Here is a 19,900-nt window from a genome sequence, read left to right as displayed (position 1 = left end):
TTCAGAACCGGCCATGCGCGGTCTTGTCCCAGTAGAACGGGCGCACCACCAGTTCCGCCAGCGCCTTGGCCAGCGCCACCGTCGCCAGCGGATAATAGAGGTGCAGAAGCGGAACGTAGGGGATCAGGAAACGATGGCCGGTGCCGCGCAGCGCCGCCACGCTGACCACCACGGTGATCGCCTCGCTTGCCACGAAAGACGCCGCCAGCGTCCAGCCGATCCAGCCGTCCAGCATGCCCGCCATCGGATGCGGCAGGCCCAGCGGCAGCAGCCAGAACGACCACAGGAACGGCGCCAGCGCGAACTGCCCCAGCGTGCCCAGCAGCAGGACCTGGATCGCGGCGTAGCGCAATAGCCCGACCTGTCGGATCGTCGCCAGCGGTGCGCGGCTGTGCACCGCCCAGGTCATCGCGTACCCCTTGAGCCAGCGCGACCTCTGCCGCACCCAGGGCCAAATGGCGGCGTTCGCCTCTTCCAGCGTGACGGTCGGCACGATCTCGGTGCGATAGCCGTAGCGCGCGAGGCGCACGCCAAGGTCGGCATCTTCGGTCACGTTGTGGGCGTCCCAGCCGCCGACCTCTTCCAGCACCTCGCGGCGAAAGAACAGCGTCGTTCCGCCCAGCGGCACGATCAGTCCCATCCGCGTCAGGCCCGGCAGGATCACCCGGAACCACGCGGCGTATTCGATGGTAAAACAACGCGATAGCCAGTTGCGCCGCGGGTTGTAGAAATCGAGCACGCCCTGAAGGCATCCCACGTCGCGCGGCGCCGAGGCGAAGCGCTGCGCGATCCGGCGCAGCTGGTCCGGGGCGGGCGCATCCTCGGCATCATAGACGCCGATGATGTCGCCAAGCGCAAAGTCGAGCGCGTAGTTCAGCGCACGCGGCTTGGTCTTGAGTGGTGCATCGGGGACAAGGATGATGCGCGCCGAGGGGGGCAGGCTGGTGCGATCCAGGGCGGCCCGTGTCACGCTGTCGTTCTCCTCGATCACGAGGCAGATATCGAGCCGGTCCCTTGGATAGTCGAGCCGCGAGAGGTGTTGCGTCAGATGCTCCGCGATCTCGGCTTCGCGAAACAGCGGCACCAGCAGGGAAATCCGCGGCAGGTGCAGGAACTGCACCGGCAGCGTCTGCACAGGCAAGCGGCGCAGCGAGGCCAGCGCCGCGCCCGCGCGCAAGACGGACAACAGCAGCAGCAAGATCACAGCGATTGCGGTGAGCGCGACGAACATGCCCCCCGGATAGGCCGCCGCGCAGATCGTCAGCGCCGCAGCCCCGCCGCCAAGACAAAGCCGGGACGCGGGGGTGCGCATCAGCGTTCGGCAGCTTTCACTGTCGCGCACCCGCGTCTGCGCACGGTGAAGCAGCGCGCCGCGCTGGGTGTCGACAAGGGCGGTCTGCACCGTCTGCGGCGACACCTCCACAAGGCAGAATGCGCCCAAGCGATCCTTTACGGCCGCGCGCAGCGCGTCCGGCAGCGCGGGCCGACCCGAGGCGACAAGGACGGCGCCGCCAAGAGACCGCAAGGGGGCAAGCCCCTCGCGCAGGCAGACATCAAAGCCGAGGCGGGCGACAAGGACGGGATCGGGAACGATCCGTTCCTCTGCCGCTTGGTCGAAAAGCTCGAAGGCCTGAAGTGACCCGTCCGGCATGATGCGTGCCCCAAGGTGTCGTCCCCGGGGGTTACTGTTGGCCAGGCAAGGTTAATGCAGGGTTAAGCCGCGCTGGTCTGCCGCGCCCGGATCGCCGCCGCAAAACGCTCGAACAGGTAATAGCTGTCCTGCGGGCCGGGGCTGGCCTCGGGGTGGTATTGCACCGAGAACACCGGGCGGTCCTTCATCCGGATGCCGCAGTTCGATCCGTCGAACAGCGAGACATGCGTCTCGACGACATTGCCGGGCAGGGTCTGGCTGTCGACGGTGAAGCCGTGGTTCATCGACGTGATCTCGACCTTGCCGGTTTCGAGGTCCTTCACCGGATGATTGGCGCCGTGGTGGCCGTGGTTCATCTTGACTGTCCGCGCCCCCAGCGCGAGCGCAAGCATCTGGTGGCCAAGGCAGATGCCGAAGACCGGCATGTCCGAGCGGTCCATCACCTCGCGGATCATCGGCACGGCATAGGCGCCGGTCGCCGCAGGATCGCCGGGGCCGTTCGACAGGAACAGGCCATCGGGGTTCAGCGCCAGCACATCCTCGGACGTGGCGCTTGCAGGAAGAACGGTGACATCGCATCCCGCCGACGCAAGACAGCGCAGGATGTTGCGCTTGGCGCCGTAGTCGATGGCGACGACCTTGGGGCCCGCGCCCTCGCGCCGGGTGTAGCCGTCGGGCCAGGCCCAGCGCATCTCGTCCCAGCGGTAGGACTGAACGCAGGTCACGTCCTTGGCAAGATCGACGCCGACCAGCCCCGGGAAGGCCCGTGCCTTGGCCACCAGCGCCTCGATGTCGAAGTTGCCGTTCGGATCATGGGCCAGCGCCACATGCGGTGCGCCCTGGTGGCGGATCGCGCGGGTCAGCCGCCGGGTGTCGATGCCGCCGATGCCGATGCGCCCGCGTTTCGCCAGCCAGTCCTGCAGCCGCTCGGCGGCGCGCCAGGACGACGGCTCGGTCGGGTCCCATTTCACCACCATGCCGGCGGCGACCGGGTCCGCCGTCTCGTCATCCTCGGGGTTCACGCCGACATTGCCGACATGCGGGAAGGTGAAGGTGACGATCTGCCCGGCGTAGGACGGATCGGTCATGATCTCTTGGTAGCCGGTCATCGCGGTGTTGAAGCACAGCTCTGCCTGCGCCTCGCCCACGGCGCCAAATCCCTTGCCGAAGAACAGGGTGCCGTCGGCCAGGGCAAGGCAGGCGGTCGGCGTCGTCGAGGTTTGACGGGCAGGCATGGTCTTCTCCGCTGGCAGGTGCCCGCGTTACCTATGGGGCACGGCTGGTGCGGTCAAGACGATGCTGCCGGGGCAGGGTGCCGCCGGGCATTGAAACGCCTGTCCCAAGCGTCTATCTAGCGCGCTTGTTCCCGCCGATGGTAGACGGACACCTTTCATGGATATGAGACCCCGGATTTCCACCGCCTTGAAAGAGGCGATGAAGTCAAAGGACGCAGCGCGGTTGTCGACGCTGCGCCTGATCAACGCTGCGATCAAGGATCGTGACATCGCCCTGCGCGGCGAGGGCGACGATGGCGGCGTGACCGACGCCGACGTGCTGTCGATCCTGTCGAAGATGGTCAAGCAGCGCCAGGAAAGCGCGCGCGCCTACGAAGAAGGCGGGCGGCTGGACCTTGCAGAGCGGGAGCGGGCCGAGATCACGGTGATCGAGGATTTCTTGCCGCGCCAGATGTCCGACGCCGAAACCGCCAAGGCAGTCGATGATGCCGTGACCGAGACAGGAGCCGAGTCGATCCGCGACATCGGCCGGGTCATGGGCGTGCTCAAGGGCAAGTACACCGGCCAGATGGATTTCGGCAAGGTCGGCCCGATGGTGAAAGAGCGCCTCGCGGGCTGATCGGCGGGTCGGGCGGGCGCCCTGTGCGTCAGCCCGAATAGCCTGCCGCCCGTGCAAGGGCGCGCTCGATCTCGTCCCTCAGCCCCGTGCGTTCCTCGGGGCTGAGGAACGCACCGATTTCGACCACGCGGCCCGAGCCCTTGAGCGTCAGGTATTGCTCGACCGGGCCGCCCTTTTCATGCAACTCCACGCTGACCCAATAGGGGTTGCCGTCCCAGCTTTGGGATGGCCCGCGCGGGTTCTCGCGCGTCAGCACGACCTTGCCCGGCCACAGCGACAATTCTTCTGTGAGTGCACCGTCGCGGTAGCTGCGCCGCAGCGCATACCAAAGCAGCCAGAGCACCCCGAGAACGAAGGGCAGCAGCCCCCACATCACCGGCGTGCCGAGCACCGATATGAGCGGCAACATCAACAGCCCGAAGGTAATCAGGATGACCCCAGCAAAGCCGCGCTGCGGCAGAGACCGATGCGGCCAAAGCCGCAATTCGGCCAGCTTGTCCTTGGGGGCGGGATCGGTCCAGGCGTAGGGCATGGCATCGTTCTATCGCGCTGGCCCGACAAGGGAAGGGATCCCTGCTGGGCAAACTGCCGCGCCCGGATCAAGGCTTCACGAGAAACGCCTTGGCAAGAACCGTGCCGAGGGCGGGATATGCCCAACCTCCGAAGCAAAGGCATCGAAAGTGTGGCGGATATGAGTGGGGAATGTCTGACGTGCGGACGGAGCCGTTGTATGGGTTGCTCCGCCTACCGCCTCGCAGTCATTGGTAAGACTAAGCCCCATTCCGTCTCTTGAAGCGGTCCTGACGGCTTGAAACCCAGCTTCTTGTATACTGCCACCGCTCTCGCATTGTCCGGGTGCGGATCGGTCGCAATGATAGGCGCCCCCTCATCGAAGAGCGCCTGCATTCTCGTCCCAATAAACGCCGATCCGTGCCCAACACCGACCATGTCGGGCTCACCGATAAACTGATCAATGCCCCGCGTCCCTTGGGGAAGATGGGCAAAATGGTGGTCTCCCCAGCCGTGGACCGTGTAGTCTTGCATGAACGCGAACGGCCGCCTGCCGAACGAAACGATCCAAGGAGCCACCCGAGGATCAGCCAGATCCGCTTCGGTATACGGCTCATCTGCGCCCCACCATTCCCGAACATGCGGATTCAACTGCCACACCCTAAGCAAGGCGAGATCATCCACGTTAGCTCTGCGGAAGCGATAGTTTCGGGTCGCGGTCATTCGATCACTCTACCAGACCGTTCGACAGTTGGTATAGGCACAGAGCAGACCTACCAACAACGCCAATCGCCTGTTCGGAAAGCGCTCTGCAGAGACCAAAAAGGCCCCGGCGTGAACCGGGGCCTTTTTCGATGTTCGGACATGACCTCTGCGACTAGTGCGCGTGGCTCTTGTCCCACTCGCTCTGCTTCGGCAGCGTCTCGAACGTGTGTTCGGGCGGCGGCGAGGGCAGGGTCCATTCCAGCGTGTCCGCGTACTCGTTCCACGGGTTCGGACGGGTCTCGCGGCGGCCGGCAAACACCGACCACACGATCACGACGATGAAGAACACGAAGCTCGCGAAGGACAGGAACGCGCCCCAGCTCGACACCTGGTTCCACAGCGCGAAGGCGTCGGGATAGTCGATGTAGCGGCGCGGCATGCCCTGACGGCCCAGAAAGTGCTGCGGGAAGAACGTCAGGTTCGCGCCGATGAACATCGCCCAGAAGTGCAGCTTGCCTGCCCATTCGGGATACATCCGCCCGGTCATCTTGGGGAAGTAGAAGTAAATCCCCGCAAAGATCGCGAACACGGCCCCAAGGCTCATCACGTAGTGGAAGTGCGCCACGACGTAGTAGGTGTCGTGATAGGCCCGGTCGATGCCTGCCTGGCTCAGGACGATGCCGGTTACGCCGCCCACGGTGAACAGGAACAGGAAGCCGAACGCCCAGAGCATCGGCGTCTTGAACTCGATCGAGCCGCCCCACATCGTCGCGATCCACGAGAACACCTTGATGCCCGTGGGCACCGCGATGACCATCGTGGCCAGCATGAAGTAGCTCTGCTGGGTCAGCGACATGCCCACCGTGTACATGTGGTGCGCCCACACGACGAAGCCCAGCACGCCGATTGCGATCAGCGCCCAGACCATCGGCAGGTAGCCGAAGATCGGCTTGCGCGCGAAGGTCGAGATGACGTGGCTGATGATGCCGAAGCCGGGCAGAATGATGATGTAGACCTCGGGGTGCCCGAAGAACCACAGGATGTGCTGGTAAAGGATCGGATCACCGCCGCCCGCAGGCTGGAAGAAGGTGGTGCCGAAGTTCCGGTCGGTCAGCAGCATCGTGATCGCCCCTGCGAGAACCGGCAGGGCCAGAAGGATCAGCCACGCGGTCACGAAGATCGACCACGAGAACAGCGGCACCTTGAACAGGGTCATCCCCGGCGCGCGCATGTTGAGGAAGGTCGTGATCATGTTGATCGCGCCCAGGATCGACGAGGCGCCCGAGACGTGGACCGCGAAGATCGCAAGGTCCATCGACCAGCCTGCTTCCGACGTGGACAGCGGCGGATACAGCACCCAGCCGACGCCAGATCCAAGCTGCCCGTTGCCGCCGGGCGACAGGACCGACGCGACGGCCAGCGACGTGCCCGCGACATACAGCCAGTAGGACAGGTTGTTGAGACGCGGGAACGCCATGTCCGGCGCGCCAAGCTGCAGCGGCATGAAATAGTTGCCGAAGCCGCCGAACAGCGCGGGGATCACCACGAAGAACATCATCAGGATGCCGTGGGCGGTGATCATCACGTTCCACAGATGGCCGTTCGGGGTCGAGCATTCGGCCGCGCCGATGCCCGAGAAGAACCGCGCGCCCTCGGCTGCCGGATCGCACATGAACTGCACGCCCGGTTCCATCAGCTCCATCCGCATGTAGACGGTCATCGCCACCGAGATGAAGCCCACCACCGCTGCGGTGATGAGATACAGGATCCCGATGTCCTTGTGGTTCGTGGACATGAACCACCGGGTAAAGAAGCCCCGGTTGTCTTGGTGTTCATGGCCATGGATGGCGGCGTCTGCCATGCCGTGCCTCCTCGTGCGTTGTGTCTTTCGACGTATTCCCTATCGGTGATGCGAGTCGCACCTCCGGGCCTGCGGCAGGAATACCCACCTATGCGCGCGCGGGCAATGCACCGGTTTGACGCAGATCAAGGCAGGGTGTCGCAGGGGGCGGAGCCCGCCGCCCCCTATTTCGTCAGGATCAGCTTGTCCGTGCGGGTGATGCGCAGGGTGTAGGTCTTGCCGTCAAGGATGATCCTTGCCTGTGCGCCGGGGCCGACAAGGTCGCGCGCGTCATAGCTGGGAGGGGTCTGCCCGTCGTCTGTCCGCGCCGGTTGGCCGCGTCCGAAGCTGTCGGGATCATTTGCCATGTTCATGTTCTTGTCATCTGCCTTGCGCGCCGCGCGGGCGCCTGACTTCGGGGAAGTATGGGGCGGCGTCCGGGCTTCCGGCAGGTGGCTTGGACCGTCAATGCTATAGCTGACAAAATAACTCGGGAATGTAAAGAGGGCCGCCTGTAGCGCCTTCATCGTCCAGCGATCTGCACCGAATAGCGGGTCTGCGCGCCGGGGGGCGGCGCGGGGAAGGGTGCGGCGCTGTGCACGACGCGCAGGGCTGCGCGGTCGAGCACAGCGGACCCCGAACTGCGAGTGATGCCAGCCGAGGCCAGCCCGCCGCCCGGTGCGATGCTGAAGGACACCAGCGCCTGTCCCCGGAAATTCCCGCTTGGCTGCGGCACCCTCTGGATGCGGCGCATGATCTCGCCGCGGTAGTTGCTGGCCGCCGCGTTGCCCGTCGTTTGCGCGCGTCCCGCCGCGCCGCTGGAGGCGGCGACGGCATTCTCTTGCCCGCGTGCCTCGCCCCGCCGCGCCGTGATCTCGGCGTTTCCGGCGGTGGATGCGGCGGAAGGCGGCGGCGCGGGGGAGCGCGGTTGTGACGGGTCAGCATGTGCGGCCTCAAAGGCGGCAGTCCGGGCGCGGGGGCGGGGAGAGCGTGCGACGGCATCCGACGTAACCTCGCTGCGCAGGGACGGTGCGGCGGCCTCTGGCGTGAGGCGCGAGGGGTGGACCGGAGGAGTTTCCGCCGCAGGCGGCGCGGCACTGGCCGTCGGAGACAGAGCCGCCAAGGCGGCAGGGTCCGGGACAACGGCATCGGTCGCGGACGGCGCAGACGTTGGGGCGCGGGCCTGCTGCGGAACCGGTGCCGCGCGCTCGGGCTGCACTGGGGGCTGCACGGGGGCGGCGCCCGGTGCATCAGTCATGGTGATCTCGGGCCTGTCCGCCGGGGCGGCGGCCTCTTGCGCCGTTGTCTCGACCGGACGCTCCGGGGCGACACGGCCGCTGACCTGCGCAGACGGCGTGGCCCCCGCGACCAGGTCGGCGAACCCGGACCCAAGTGCCACGTCCGCGCCCCCGCTGCGGCCCTCGATCTCGGGCGCCTCGGCGCTTCGGGTCGCGCCAAGCGCCAGCGCATGGACCGCCACGGCCGCCAGCACCGCGGCAGTTGCCATCAGGCGGGACGAGGCGATCATGGCAAGGCCCTTTCGGTGACGATGACGATGCGGCCCGCCCCGGCGGCGCGCAATTGGGCGCCCACGGCCACCAGCCGCTGCGCAGGCGCGGCGCGGTCGGGCACGATGCGCAGGGTGTCGCGGTCTTCCTCGGGCAAGGACGCGGCGAACGCGGCGGCAGAGGCAATCGGTGCCCCGCGATAGGCAAGGCTGCCGTCCGCGTGCAGGACCAGCGCATCCGGGGGCGGCGCGGCGTCCCACTCGGCGGTGTTCACCAGCCGCAGCGCGCCGTCGAGCGGCGGCGCCAGTGTTCCGGCCACCAGAAAGAAGATCAGCATCAGGAACACGATGTTGATCAGCGCGATGGTCGGCTCGCGGTCGCTGCGGGGGCGGGCGCGCCTCATGATCCGCCCAGCACGACGACGCGCAGGGCGGGAACCCCGGCCACCGCGACCAGCGCATCGGTCAGCCGCTGCGCGGTGACATCGCCCGAGGGCGAGACCAGAAGCGTGCGTTCTTCGCCCTTGGCGCCAAGGCGGCCCGCAAGGGCATCCAGCGTGACCGCCGCGCCGTTGAGCGATGCCGCCTCGGACGACAGCTTGAGGAACAGGGGCGGTGCCCCGGCACCCGCTTTCGCGCTGCCCGCCCCGGCCAGATCGACCTCGCCGAAGCGCGAGAAGGTCGAGGACAGCATGAAGAACAGCAGCAGCAGGACGATCACGTCGATCAGCGGCGTGAGCGACAGCCTGCGGCGGCGGGGCGGTCTAAGCAGGGACAAACGCGGTCTCCATCGTCTGTTCGTTGCGCAGCGGGCGTCCGACCGGCGCCAGCACCGCCGACAGCGAGGCAAGCGCCAGCACCCTCTCTCGGTCCATCCGCGCCTGCATCCACGACAGGACGGCGGACGTGGGCATCGCCACGACTAGCCCGACTGCAGTTGTCAGCAGCGCCACCCAGATCCCGCCCGCAAGGATCGACGGATCGACCTGCGATCCGGCGTCCTGCAACGCCTGAAAGGCCGAGATCATGCCCAGAACTGTGCCGAACAGTCCCAGCAGCGGCGACAGTTGCGCGACCATGTCGAGGAACGGAAAGCCGCGTTCCAGCCGTTCGAACCGCGCTTCCGCCTCGGCCTCGAGTCGCGCGCGGTCGACGGTGCCCTGCATGGCCATGTCAATGACCGGCGCAAGGTAGCTGAGCGAGCGGCCGAGCGCGTCCCGCGCGCCCGCCCTGTCGCCAGCGTCCCATGCGGTGACGGCCTTGGCCAGTTCCATGTGACGGCCCACCCCGGCGGCGCGGAACTGCCACAGCTTGTAGAGGATCAGCGCCAGCGTCACGACCGAGATGGCGATCAGCAGCAGAACGACGGGACCGCCCAGATTGGCGATATCGCGCAGGGCGGTGACAAGGTGCATCATCATCCCATCACCTCGATGTCGGTGCGGCTGCGAAGCTCAATCCCGGCGGTGCAGGCGTCTTCGCCCAGATCGGCAGACACGCATTCCTCGGCGCCATTTATCAGCAGGGCCGACAGCGCATTGCAGGTGGTCCCGGCGACGGCGAACTGGCGCACGCGCGGACGCGCCGAGGGCAGCGCGCCGAAGTCGAACAGCGTCAGCCGCTCGACCTGTCCGCTGGCATCGAACAGCACCGTCTCCAGCACCGCGCTGCCGATGTCCGCAGGATGACCGTTGATCGCGACGAAGCTGAGAACGCAGCCGCCCGCATCGGTGGCCGCGCTGTTCAACTCGATCGACAGGTGCGCGCCGATCTCGGTGTCGGCCTCCTGCGCAAGCGCGGTGCCGGGCAGGGCGGCGAGAACCATCGTCAGGGCTGCAAGGATCGGTCTGGGTGTCATTATGGGGCGCCTCTTGGGGATGGGGCTTTGAAGGATGGCGGGCCGGGTCATTCGGCGGCCTCGGGGATGCTGCCTGCGCCTGCGGCGGCGTGGGGCAACAGGAACGGCACGCCCTTGTCGGGCCGGGTGTTCACGCGCAACCGGCAGCCATAGGCGTGCGACAGGACCGCGTCGGTCATCACCTCGGACGGCGATCCAAAGGCCAGCATCCGGCCTTCGGACAGCACGGCGATCTTTTCGGCGAAGAGCGCGGTCAGGTTCAGGTCGTGCATCACGGCCACCACCCCGCCGCCCGCCGCCGCGTAGTCGCGGGCGATGGACATCACCTCGATCTGGTGGCCGATGTCGAGGCTCGACACCGGCTCGTCGAGGAACAGCCAGCAGGGCGCTCCGTGGGCACGCGGGTGCCAGACCTGCGCCAGAACGCGCGCCAGTTGGGCGCGCTGCTGCTCGCCGCCGGACAGCTCCTGAAAGAAGCGGTGGGCGTGTTCTGCGAGACCGACACGCGCCAGCGCGGCAGCGGCGATGTCCTCGCGCCCGCCAGAGGTGCCACTGCGCAGGCCCATGCGGACGACCTCGATCACGGTGAAGGGGAACGCCAGCGCCGAGGCCTGCGGCAGCACGGCGCGGATCGCCGCAAGCTCCCACGGGCGGGCGGTGGCGGTGTCGCGCCCGTTCAGGCTGACCGTGCCGGAATGCGGCACGTCGGCGGTCAGAGCGCGCAGCAGCGTGGTCTTGCCCGATCCGTTCGGCCCGACGATGGCGGTGATCCGCCCCGGACGCGCGACAAGGTCGATCCCGTCCAGCACCCGGCGCCCGCCCAGCGAGACGGTGATATTGCGTGCCTCCAGCATGTCAGAGATCCACTAAACCGCGGCGGCGCAACAGGATCCACAGGAACACCGGCGCGCCCATCACCGCCGTCACGATGCCGATGGGCAGTTCCGCAGGCGCGATGATCGTGCGGCTGACGATGTCGGCGAGGATCAGCAGCGTTGCCCCCAGCAGCGCGGCGTTGGGCAGAAGCGCGCGGTGATCGGGACCGGTGCCAAGGCGCAGTAGGTGCGGCACGACGATGCCGATAAAGCCGATGCCGCCCGACACCGCCACCGCCGCGCCGGTCGCGCCCGCGACTGCAAGGATCGCGGCGGATTTCAGGCGCTGCACAGGGATGCCGATATGCGCCGCCGTCGCCTCGCCCAGCGCCAACCCGTTCAGCCCGCGCCCCATGAACAGGCTTGCGGCCAGGGCGGCGGCGATCAGCGGCAGGGCGGCGGCGACCTTGGCCCAGCTTGCCCCTGCGAGCGAGCCGAGGCCCCAGAAGGTCAGATCGCGCAATTGCTGGTCGTCGGCCATGTAGACAAGGATGCCCGACACCGCCCCCGCGAGCGCGCCCAGCGCGATCCCTGCCAGCAGCATCGTGGCGACCGAGGTGCGCCCATGGCGGGTGGACACGCGGTAGAGCACCAGCGTCGACCCCCAGCCGCCGAAGAAAGCGCCAAGCGGGACAAGATGATTTCCGACGCTGTCGATGATCGCGGCGGGCAGCATCGCGCCCAGAACGATCATCGTGATCGCGCCCAGCCCCGCGCCCGCGCCGACGCCGACAAGGCCGGGATCGGCCAGCGGATTGCGGAACAACCCCTGCATCACTGCACCCGACACCGCCAGCGCGCCGCCGACCGCGATGCCCATGGCAAGGCGCGGCAGGCGGATGTCGACCAGCACGACCCGTTCAAGCTGGCTCAGCGGTTCGGCGCGCAGCAGCTTGCCCGCGACGTCCCAGAGCGAGACGTCCGTTGCCCCGACGCCAAGGCTGGCAAGGCTCGCCGCCGCCAGCACGAGGCCGAGGACAAGGTGCATCCTGCGCGCCCCGTGCAGCCGGTCGCGGGGCGCGGCGGGCGCGCTGCCGCCTGCAAAGTCCATCACCGCCATCGGTTCAGCCCCCGTAGAGATGCGCGCTGAGATCGCTGACCGCCTGCGCGGTGCGCGGCCCGAACCCCAGAAGATACAGCCCGTCCATCCGGATGACCGAGCGGGTTTCGGCGGCGGGCGTCGTCACAAGGGCGGGCATGGCGAACAACTCGTCATCCGCCGCGCCGTGATCGCCGCCCCGGTCCATCATCAGGATCACGTCCGGTGCGGCCTGGCTGACGGCTTCGTCGGTCAGGGGCTTGTAGCCCTCGAACTCGGTGATTGCGTTCTGCCCGCCCGCAAGCCCGATGATCGCGGCGGCTGCGGTGCCGGTGCCCGACGCCATGATCCGCCCGCCTTGGGTCGAGAGGATGAACAGGACGCGCTTCGGCGCCCCGTCATGGGCGGCTGCCTTGGCGGCGGCGGCCTTCAGATCGGCCTCGACGGTGGCGGCAAGCGCCTCGGCGCGGTCCCTGGCCCCAAGTGCGGCGCCGACGGCGCGGATCTTCTGCGCCACGCCTTCCGCCGTAGGGTCCTCGGGCACCGTCACCCAGTCGATTGCGGCGGCGTGCAGCACGTCCAGCGCCTCGGGCGGACCTGCGCCTTCTTCCGAGATGATGAGGTCGGGGTTCACCGACAGCACGCCCTCTGGCGACAGCGCACGGATATAGCCGACATCGGGCAGGGCGACCGCCTCGGGCGGAAAGCTTGACGTGGTGTCGCGGGCGACAAGCCGGTCGCCCTGTCCCAACGCATAAACGATTTCCGTCACAGACCCGCCGATGGACAGCACGCGCAGGTCATCCTCGACGGCCTCGGCATCGCGCGCGCCTCCGGGAAGGACGGCAAGGGCAAGGCCAAAGGCAAGGACGGACACGCTGGCGGCCAGCGATTTCAGCGGCAGCAAGAACAGACGGGGCATCAGACGGCCTCCGTTTCGGCAGTTTGCAGGGTCTCGACGATGGCGCGCCACGCAGGCCGCGAATCCCGCCCCTCCTTGCCGACGCCGAACACCTGGAAGGTCAGGCCGCCGTCTGCGTCGAACGCTTCGACCGACACGGCGGGGCCGCGCTGGGTGGGTTTCTCGACCGCCCAGACCTCGGCCACATGATCGAGCCGCAGATGCAGGTTGAAGCGCGGGTCCATGACGTTCTGCCACGGCCCCATGGATTTCAGCGTCTCGATGGGCCCGGTGTGGATCTGGATGCAGCCGAGGTTGCCGACAAAGATCATCACCTCGATCCCGGCCTCCCTCACAGCCTGCAGCATCGCGTCCGCCGCCGTGGGGGCAAGCGGGCGCACATGCGGCGCGCCGGCGATGCGGTAGGCGCCGAGGCGGTTCATTTTCAGCTTTGAGACAAGCCGCAGGAACTGGTGCGTGTCGGTCATCCGCGTCCATTCCTTGCGCAGGATGTCCAGCTTCGAGGCGTCGGACCTTGGCGCCTCGACCGGCTTGCGCGGTGCGACCTCCAGCGTCTGGGACTGGTCGTCGATCGCCAGCCCGTCGCGGATCGCCGCGAAGGCCGCGATGTCGGAACCTTCCCGCAGGTGCACCTTGTGGACGGCATCCCCGGCGGCGTCGAACACCTGCAGGCTGCGGCGCACCCCGGCATCCGAGTCGCGCTCGACCAGAAAGGCGTGCTGCCAGTGCGACGGGAAAATCCGCAGGTCGATGTCCTCGGTCAGCACCATCGCGGCGTGATCGCCTGAATGGTAATTGGCATAACGCCCGACCTTTTCGTGCACGCAGGACGCCGTGCGGGTCAGCGCCATCACCTCGCCCAGGGTCTCGATGGCAGGCATCAGCACATCGGGATGCGCGGCGATGCGGGTGACATCGGTGCCGGTGAAGGCCGCCAGAAGCTGCGCCTCGGACACTCCGATCTTCTCGGCAAGGTCGCGGTCGCGGAGTTTCGGAAAGTCGGTGCGCGCCCCGCGGATGTCCGCGGGAGCAAGCGATTGGGTCGTCGCCATAAGGTCAATCCTGTCGTTTGATTCAGGCCGGCTGGCTGACGCGGCAGGGCGCGTTTGGCTGACGAGCTCGGGTCTCGATGTATTCTTGACTTTTTTAATCAGGATTCGATAGGGGTGCAAGTGCTCCGCTGAAATCGAGCGGAAAAATCACGGAAATTCACCCAGCCAGCCCGAGCGAGCAGAGGTGACGGACACTCCTCGAAGGGTATGACATGCAAAGATTCTCCAGTCGCGCCGCCTTGTGCGGCGGCACCGCCGTGACGGCAGTTCTTCTTGCTGTCCCGGCACTGTCGCAAGACGCCGGCGACGGCTTTCTCGGAACCGTGGTGATCGGCCAAAGCAAGCGGGACGTGCAGACGCAGACCGCAACGCCGGTCACGGAAATCGACCAGCGCGAGATCGACGACCGGCAGGGCAGCACCATCGCCGAGTTGGTCGATTCGGTGCCGGGCGTGAACCTGGTGAACGGCTCGACTCCGCAAGGGTCGGGCATCAACATCCGCGGCTTCGGCGCCAACTCCACCTTCGGCACCGACCAGAAGGTCGCGGTGCAGGTCGACGGCGCGTCGGTCGGGTCGGAAGAACTCTACCGGATCGGCACGCAACTGTTCACCGATCCCACGCTTTACCGCGAGATCGAGGTGATCCGCGGCACCGTCGGCAGTTTCGAATACGGCTCGGGGATCATCGGCGGCGTGGTGCGGCTGGAAACCATCGACGCCTCGGACCTGACAGGGGGCGTGCCGGGTTTCGCGGTTCGCCCGACGCTGGGCTATTCCTCGAACGGGGCGGGCTTTGTCGGTGGTGCGACGCTGGCCTGGCAACCGACCCAGCGGATGGAGTTCCTCGCCAACTACACCTACCGCAGCCAGTCCAACCAGACCGACGGCACCGGCGCCGTGATCGGCAACAGCGCGTTCCAACTGCCGTCCTACCTGCTGAAAGCGCGCTACAGCTTTGGCACCAACGCCGAGCACGCGGTAGGCTTCAGCTACACCAGCACCACCGCCAGCGACCGCGACGTGCCCTATGACACCTTCCTGACCACCGACGCGACCTTTGGCAACGTCGACCGCTTCACCAAGTCGGACACCGCCGCGCTGACCTATGAATTCACGCCCGTCGGCAACCCGCTGGTCGACCTGGAGGTGAACCTGTCCTTCGCCAACCAGGAGATCGAGCAGCATTACATCCCCGGCAGTTCGTCCTGCGAAGGTGGCCCGCCATTCCCCTGCGGCTTTCCGTTCCCGGCGGGCGGCTTCGCCGTCGTGAATGCCGACCAGCGGTTCCAGACCACCAAGCTGACGTTCAAGAACACCGCGCGCTTCGCCACCGGCGGGGTCGAGCATTCCTTGCGCGCCGGGATCGAGTTGATCCACCGTGACCGGCTGGATGCGAACTCTGCGCCCGGCGGTTACGACAACCGCTTTGCCGTCTTCGCCATCGACGAGATGCAGATCACGCCGTCGCTCACCCTGACCCCGGCGCTGCGCTACGAGACCTCGACCGTCGTTGGTTCCACCGCGCCGAACAACGGCACCTTCACCAATGACGCGCTGATGGGCGGGCTGTCGGCGCGCTATGCCTTCGGCAACGGCTTTGCGGTGTTCGGCAGCTACGCCTATACCGAGGGGCTGCCGATCATCGACGATCTGAACAGCGCCGCGCTGATGCAGCAGAGCGAGAAGGCCGAGACCTACGAGATTGGCGCGTCCTTTGCCCGGGACAGCCTGTTCACCGGCGGTGACCGCTTTGCGATCAAGGCGAACCTCTACCACGCGACGCTTTGGGACATCACGTCCTACACCGTCGCGGGATCGACCACGCAGCGCCCGAACAGCGTGCAGACCAAGGGCGTCGAGTTGGAAGCGTCCTATGCGCTGGAGACCGGCTACTACGCGGACCTGAACGCCAACATCGCGTCGGGGGCCGAGTTCCAGCCGTCGGGCACGATCGTCGACTGGCGCGGGGTTCCGGCGAACAACGTGCAGCTCACGCTTGGCCGCCGCTTTGGCGAGACGCTCGACCTGAGCTGGGAGGTGGACGCCGCCTTTGCCAAGGTCACGAACGGAGCATCGGCGCCGGGCTACGGCATCCACAACCTGCGCGCCACATGGACACCGCAGAACGGCGTCCTTGCCGGGACCGAGATGCGGTTCGGGGTCGAGAACGTGTTTGACACCGCCTACACGCCCTACCTGTCGACGCGTCCCGCGTTGGGGCGGAACTTCAAGGTGACGTTGGCGCGGACCTTCTGACCCTTCGCAGATCGGGGCCCCTGGGTGTCAGGGGCCCCACACCACGGATGTCTGGTGCCGTTCGATCAAGGCGCGCAGCACGTCGAATTGCCGGACGATGTGCTTGGCCAGCTTGGCGGCACTGGGCAGGTCGGTGTCGCCCGCGACGCGCAGGATGCCCAGCGACCGGGGCGGCTGCGGGATCTCGACCGGCAACACGGTGATCTGGCGATCCTTGCGGTGCGCAAAGACCACCGAGTGCGGCAGAATCGTCAATGCGTCGGTTTCCTCGAGATAGTTGAACACCGACAGCAGCGATCCGCCGGAATAGCGGATGCCGATTTCCGGCAACCCGATCGACAGAAGGATCGCGTGCAGGTCTGCCAGCAGCGGCGAGCCGGGCAGGGGCGCGATCCAGGGGAAATCCACCAGATCGTTGGTCCCCAGCCGCGTGCGCCGCAACAAGGGGTGCCCGGTGCGGCAAGCGACGATGTTGCGCGCCTTGAGGATCGGCGTGAACTGCAATCCCCGCGCCGCTTCGACCAGCCCAAGCGGGCAGATCGCAAGATCAAGTTGGTTCGACGCGATGCCCTTCTCGAGATCCTCGAGGTTGCCATAGCCCTGTTCCACCCGCACGTCCGGTTCAAGCATCTGGAACTCGCCGATCATCCGGCTGATGAAGGCGTCCATGAAGAACGGCACGCCCGCGATCCGCACCGTGCCGACAGAGCCAGAGCGAAAGCCCGTCACCGTCTCGGACGCCCTGCGCGAGGCTTCCATGATGACGCGGCCGTGGCGGGCAAGCTGCGCGCCGATGATCGTCGGCTCCAGCGGGCGTCGTCCGGACTTGAACAGCGGCTCTCCCACGCGCTTTTCAAGCGCCGACAGCGTGCGCGAAACGGCAGGTTGCGACAGGCCAAGGCGCACGGCGGCGGGAGTCACGCCGCCCGCATCCACGACCGCCGCAAGCTGAATAAGGTGCTTTTCGTCGAGTTTCATACCAAAATGTTATGCTATAGCGGAAAGAAATAATATCCTAATCGGTTCACCGGCCTATTCTATCTGCAGAGGGGGAAGGTCATGGGCCGCCCGGCTGCCGCCGGGTGCCGTCTGTCCCCCGCGATATGGCGATCAAGGGGAGGACGACAGCATGGACCAGGTCAAGGGCTACCACCACCTCACGATGAGCACCGACGGTGCGCAGGAGGATTTCGATTTCTTCACCGGAACGCTTGGCCTTTATTCCGTCAAGCGCACGGTGCTGTTCGACGGCACGATCCCGGTCTACCATCTGTATTACGGATCGCAGAACGGCGACGAGTCGACGATCATCACCACCTTCCCTTTCCGCAAGCCGGGCGTCTACGGGCGGCGCGGCACCAACCAGTCCAAGATCGTGCAACAGGCGATCCCGGTTGGCGCGTCCGAGTTCTGGGTGAACCGGCTGGGCGAGCATGGCATCGAAGCGAAGACTTCGAACCGCTTCGGCATCGACCGCGTCGATTTCCGCCATCCCTGCGGCATCGAATTGCAGCTTGTCGAGAACCCCGGTGACGGGCGCGCGCCCATCGTCAACGAAGACGCCGGGATTGGCGCCGAGCATGCGATCAAGGGCATCTACGGCGGCGTCGTGGCCGTCACCGACCGCACCGCGATGGACGATTTCCTGACCATCGCGCTGCCGCTCAAGAAGATGGCCGACGATGACAACGGCATGGCCTATCAGGTGCCGAACGCGAACGGGCCGACCAGCGTTGTCGAGGTGGTCGAGATCAAGGACGAGGCGCAAGGCACCTGGACACTGTCGGGCGGCACGATCCACCATTTCGCGCTGAACACCGGCGACGAGGAGAACCAGATGAACCTGCGCGCCCATATCGAGGGGCTGGGGTTCACTGACATCTCGGAACAGAAGGACCGGATGTATTTCAAGTCCTGCTATGTGCGCAGCCCCGGCGGCGCGCTGTTCGAACTGGCCTGGACCGTGCCAGAGGGCTGGGCGCGCGACGAGCCTGCCGATGCCATCGGTCAGACGCTGGTGTTCCCGCCGTGGTTCCAGGATCGCAAGGACGAGCTGATCGAGGGTCTGGAACCGGCCAGCTTTCAGGATGCCTGAGACAGCCACCCGTATGGTCTGGGCGGGGGCCGCAGCGGATGCGGCCCGCGCGGTCGCGGTCGTGCTGCATGGCCGGGGCCAGACGCCCAAGGACATGACCGGCGCGATCTGCGACCGGCTGGCCACCAGGGGCGTGCGCTTTGTCCTGCCGTCACCGGGCGGCGCGGGCTGGTATGACGCCAAGGCGGTAGAGCCGATGACCGACCGCACCGAGACGCAGCTTCGCGCGGCGCTGTCGATCGTGGCAGAGGCCGAGGCGGCGGCGCGCGCGGCGTGCCCGGGCGTCCCGCTGGTGCTGATCGGCTTCTCGCAGGGTGCCTGCCTCGTGATCGAGCACCTGATGCGCGGCGGGCAGGCCGATGCCGCCGCCATGCTGACCGGCTGCCGTGTCGGCGCAGGGACCGACGGCCTGCCAAGGGCCGATCTGCCGGGCATCCCCGTCTATTGCTCGAACGGCGACGATGATCCGTGGATTCCCACATGGGCCTTTCTGTCGGCGATATCCGATCTGACGGGCGCGGGCGCGCGGCTGCGCTGCGACGTGTTCCCGGGCCGGGCGCATGAGGTCTCGGCGCCCGAGATCGCGGCGCTCGACGGGTTGCTGGCAGACGTGGCGGCGGGGCAGACGGCCTTCGGCGGCGCGGCATGACGCAATATCTGCCGACATTCACCTTCCCCGGGATCACGCCGCGTGTCGTGTTCGGCCCGGGAACGCTGGCGCAGACCGGCGAAGAGGTCGCGCGCCTTGGGGCATCGCGCGCGCTGGTCCTGACCACCCCGCCGCAGGCCGAGGATGGCGCTGCGCTGGCGGCACGGCTTGGCGATGTCGCGGCGGGCACCTTTTCCGAGGCGGCGATGCACACGCCCGTCGATGTGACTGCGCGTGCGCTTGCCGCCTTTGACGCGGCGGGGGCCGATTGCGTCGTGTCGCTGGGCGGCGGATCGACCGTCGGGCTTGGCAAGGCGATCGCCACGCGCCGGGGCATCCCGCATGTCGCTGTGCCGACGACCTATGCCGGGTCCGAGATGACCGACATTCTGGGCGAGACCGAGAACGGCGAGAAGACGACGCGCCGCGATCCGTCGATCCGCCCGCAGACGGTGATCTATGACGTGGAGCTGACGCTGGGCCTGCCGGTCGAGATGTCGGTGAAATCGGCGCTGAACGCCGCCGCACATGCGGTCGAGGCGCTCTATGCACCCGATGCCAACCCGATCACCAGCCTGATGTCCGTCGAGGCGCTCAAGGTCATCCGCGATGCCCTGCCGGTGCTGGTGGACGCGCCCCGCGACGTGGACGCCCGCGCGCGCCTGCAATACGGCGCCTGGCTGTGCTCGACCGCGCTGGGCTATGTGGCGATGTCGCTGCATCACAAGCTGGCGCATGTGATCGGCGGCTCGTTCGACATGCCGCACGCCGACACCCACGCGATCCTTTTGCCGCACACGGCGGGTTTCAACGCCGCCGGAACCGACCTGTTGCAGCCGGTCGCCGATCTGTTCGGCGGCTCGGTCGGCGGGGGGCTGTGGGATCTGGCCAAGCGCAGCGGTGCGCCGCTGCGGCTGGCGGATCTTGGGCTGTCCGAGGCCGATCTGGACCGTGCCGCGCAGATCGCGCTGAAGAACAAGTATCAAAACCCCCGCAGTTTCGACGAGGGCGATATAAGGAACCTGTTGCAGGCCGCGTGGGAGGGAACGCGGCCCGCAACCTGAACACACGCATCACTTGGGAGG

The 19,900-nt window shown here is 67.1% G+C and carries 21 protein-coding genes; 5 read left to right on the top strand and 16 right to left on the bottom strand.

Going from position 1 to position 19,900, the window contains the following annotated elements; all coding sequences use genetic code 11:
• Window position 1: 1 nt before the first annotated feature.
• The gene (locus tag KTJ87_RS08825; RefSeq protein WP_267138728.1) at window positions 2-1,651 is read right to left on the bottom strand and encodes a glycosyltransferase family 2 protein; all 1,650 of its coding nucleotides are present in this window, start codon (window positions 1,649-1,651) and stop codon (window positions 2-4) included.
• Between the two features lie 62 nt (window positions 1,652-1,713).
• Window positions 1,714-2,886, bottom strand: coding sequence for a glutamine-hydrolyzing carbamoyl-phosphate synthase small subunit (carA, locus tag KTJ87_RS08820; RefSeq protein WP_267138727.1), 1,173 nt, complete (start codon window positions 2,884-2,886; stop codon window positions 1,714-1,716).
• A gap of 157 nt (window positions 2,887-3,043) precedes the next feature.
• Here carA and KTJ87_RS08815 point away from each other — a divergent pair, with 157 nt between their 5' ends.
• Window positions 3,044-3,505, top strand: coding sequence for a GatB/YqeY domain-containing protein (locus KTJ87_RS08815; RefSeq protein WP_267138726.1), 462 nt, complete (start codon window positions 3,044-3,046; stop codon window positions 3,503-3,505).
• Between the two features lie 28 nt (window positions 3,506-3,533).
• Here the strand turns inward: KTJ87_RS08815 and KTJ87_RS08810 are convergent, their stop codons facing one another.
• From KTJ87_RS08810 to KTJ87_RS08750, 13 genes are all read right to left on the bottom strand, one after another.
• Window positions 3,534-4,037, bottom strand: coding sequence for a DUF2244 domain-containing protein (locus KTJ87_RS08810; RefSeq protein ID WP_267138725.1), 504 nt, complete (start codon window positions 4,035-4,037; stop codon window positions 3,534-3,536).
• Window positions 4,038-4,249: 212 nt separating this feature from the next.
• The gene (locus KTJ87_RS08805) at window positions 4,250-4,738 is read right to left on the bottom strand and encodes a GNAT family N-acetyltransferase (protein WP_267138724.1); all 489 of its coding nucleotides are present in this window, start codon (window positions 4,736-4,738) and stop codon (window positions 4,250-4,252) included.
• 154 nt (window positions 4,739-4,892) lie between these two features.
• A complete protein-coding gene (gene ctaD, locus KTJ87_RS08800; protein ID WP_267138723.1) occupies window positions 4,893-6,581 on the bottom strand; it encodes a cytochrome c oxidase subunit I in 1,689 nt (562 codons plus the stop codon).
• A 164-nt stretch (window positions 6,582-6,745) separates the two neighbouring features.
• A complete protein-coding gene (gene hemP, locus KTJ87_RS08795; RefSeq protein WP_267138722.1) occupies window positions 6,746-6,928 on the bottom strand; it encodes a hemin uptake protein HemP in 183 nt (60 codons plus the stop codon).
• Between the two features lie 155 nt (window positions 6,929-7,083).
• The gene (locus tag KTJ87_RS08790; protein WP_267138721.1) at window positions 7,084-8,088 is read right to left on the bottom strand and encodes a TonB family protein; all 1,005 of its coding nucleotides are present in this window, start codon (window positions 8,086-8,088) and stop codon (window positions 7,084-7,086) included.
• Window positions 8,085-8,471, bottom strand: a complete 387-nt coding sequence (locus tag KTJ87_RS08785) for an ExbD/TolR family protein (RefSeq protein ID WP_267138720.1) — start codon at window positions 8,469-8,471, stop codon at window positions 8,085-8,087. The genes KTJ87_RS08790 and KTJ87_RS08785 overlap by 4 nt, the downstream gene beginning before the upstream one ends.
• Window positions 8,468-8,845, bottom strand: a complete 378-nt coding sequence (locus KTJ87_RS08780) for a biopolymer transporter ExbD (protein ID WP_407650479.1) — start codon at window positions 8,843-8,845, stop codon at window positions 8,468-8,470. Before KTJ87_RS08780 ends, KTJ87_RS08785 begins: the two co-directional genes overlap by 4 nt.
• On the bottom strand, window positions 8,832-9,488 hold the full coding sequence (locus KTJ87_RS08775; protein WP_267138719.1) for a MotA/TolQ/ExbB proton channel family protein: 657 nt from the start codon (window positions 9,486-9,488) through the stop codon (window positions 8,832-8,834). The genes KTJ87_RS08780 and KTJ87_RS08775 overlap by 14 nt, the downstream gene beginning before the upstream one ends.
• A complete protein-coding gene (locus tag KTJ87_RS08770; RefSeq protein WP_267138718.1) occupies window positions 9,485-9,925 on the bottom strand; it encodes a hypothetical protein in 441 nt (146 codons plus the stop codon). Before KTJ87_RS08770 ends, KTJ87_RS08775 begins: the two co-directional genes overlap by 4 nt.
• A 47-nt stretch (window positions 9,926-9,972) precedes the next feature.
• Window positions 9,973-10,779 carry a heme ABC transporter ATP-binding protein gene (locus tag KTJ87_RS08765; RefSeq protein ID WP_267138717.1) on the bottom strand — a complete coding sequence of 269 codons (807 nt, stop codon included), beginning with the start codon at window positions 10,777-10,779 and terminating at the stop codon, window positions 9,973-9,975.
• A gap of 1 nt (window position 10,780) precedes the next feature.
• Complete coding sequence (locus KTJ87_RS08760; protein ID WP_407650478.1) at window positions 10,781-11,860, bottom strand: FecCD family ABC transporter permease; 1,080 nt, start codon at window positions 11,858-11,860, stop codon at window positions 10,781-10,783.
• Between the two features lie 4 nt (window positions 11,861-11,864).
• On the bottom strand, window positions 11,865-12,761 hold the full coding sequence (locus tag KTJ87_RS08755; RefSeq protein ID WP_267138716.1) for a heme/hemin ABC transporter substrate-binding protein: 897 nt from the start codon (window positions 12,759-12,761) through the stop codon (window positions 11,865-11,867).
• Window positions 12,761-13,813 (bottom strand): hemin-degrading factor, encoded by a 1,053-nt coding sequence (locus KTJ87_RS08750; protein ID WP_267138715.1) that lies wholly within the window; start codon window positions 13,811-13,813, stop codon window positions 12,761-12,763. The genes KTJ87_RS08755 and KTJ87_RS08750 overlap by 1 nt, the downstream gene beginning before the upstream one ends.
• A 212-nt stretch (window positions 13,814-14,025) precedes the next feature.
• Here KTJ87_RS08750 and KTJ87_RS08745 point away from each other — a divergent pair, with 212 nt between their 5' ends.
• Window positions 14,026-16,071, top strand: coding sequence for a TonB-dependent receptor domain-containing protein (locus tag KTJ87_RS08745; RefSeq protein ID WP_267138714.1), 2,046 nt, complete (start codon window positions 14,026-14,028; stop codon window positions 16,069-16,071).
• A gap of 27 nt (window positions 16,072-16,098) precedes the next feature.
• On the opposite strand, the gene KTJ87_RS08740 is transcribed toward KTJ87_RS08745, so the two are convergent.
• Complete coding sequence (locus tag KTJ87_RS08740; RefSeq protein ID WP_267138713.1) at window positions 16,099-17,049, bottom strand: LysR family transcriptional regulator; 951 nt, start codon at window positions 17,047-17,049, stop codon at window positions 16,099-16,101.
• 151 nt (window positions 17,050-17,200) lie between these two features.
• Here KTJ87_RS08740 and KTJ87_RS08735 point away from each other — a divergent pair, with 151 nt between their 5' ends.
• The 3 genes from KTJ87_RS08735 to KTJ87_RS08725 are packed head-to-tail and all read left to right on the top strand — an operon-like array spanning window position 17,201 to window position 19,879.
• The gene (locus tag KTJ87_RS08735; protein WP_267138712.1) at window positions 17,201-18,166 is read left to right on the top strand and encodes a VOC family protein; all 966 of its coding nucleotides are present in this window, start codon (window positions 17,201-17,203) and stop codon (window positions 18,164-18,166) included.
• Window positions 18,159-18,815, top strand: coding sequence for an alpha/beta hydrolase (locus tag KTJ87_RS08730; protein WP_267138711.1), 657 nt, complete (start codon window positions 18,159-18,161; stop codon window positions 18,813-18,815). Before KTJ87_RS08735 ends, KTJ87_RS08730 begins: the two co-directional genes overlap by 8 nt.
• Window positions 18,812-19,879 carry a maleylacetate reductase gene (locus KTJ87_RS08725; RefSeq protein WP_267138710.1) on the top strand — a complete coding sequence of 356 codons (1,068 nt, stop codon included), beginning with the start codon at window positions 18,812-18,814 and terminating at the stop codon, window positions 19,877-19,879. The genes KTJ87_RS08730 and KTJ87_RS08725 overlap by 4 nt, the downstream gene beginning before the upstream one ends.
• Window positions 19,880-19,900 lie beyond the last annotated feature (21 nt).

This window comes from Anianabacter salinae, from assembly GCF_019061145.1.
GTDB classification, from domain to species: Bacteria; Pseudomonadota; Alphaproteobacteria; order Rhodobacterales; family Rhodobacteraceae; genus Anianibacter; species Anianibacter salinarum.
Note: the sequence above shows the minus strand (reverse complement) of the source record. Positions and strands in the feature narration are given on the sequence as shown.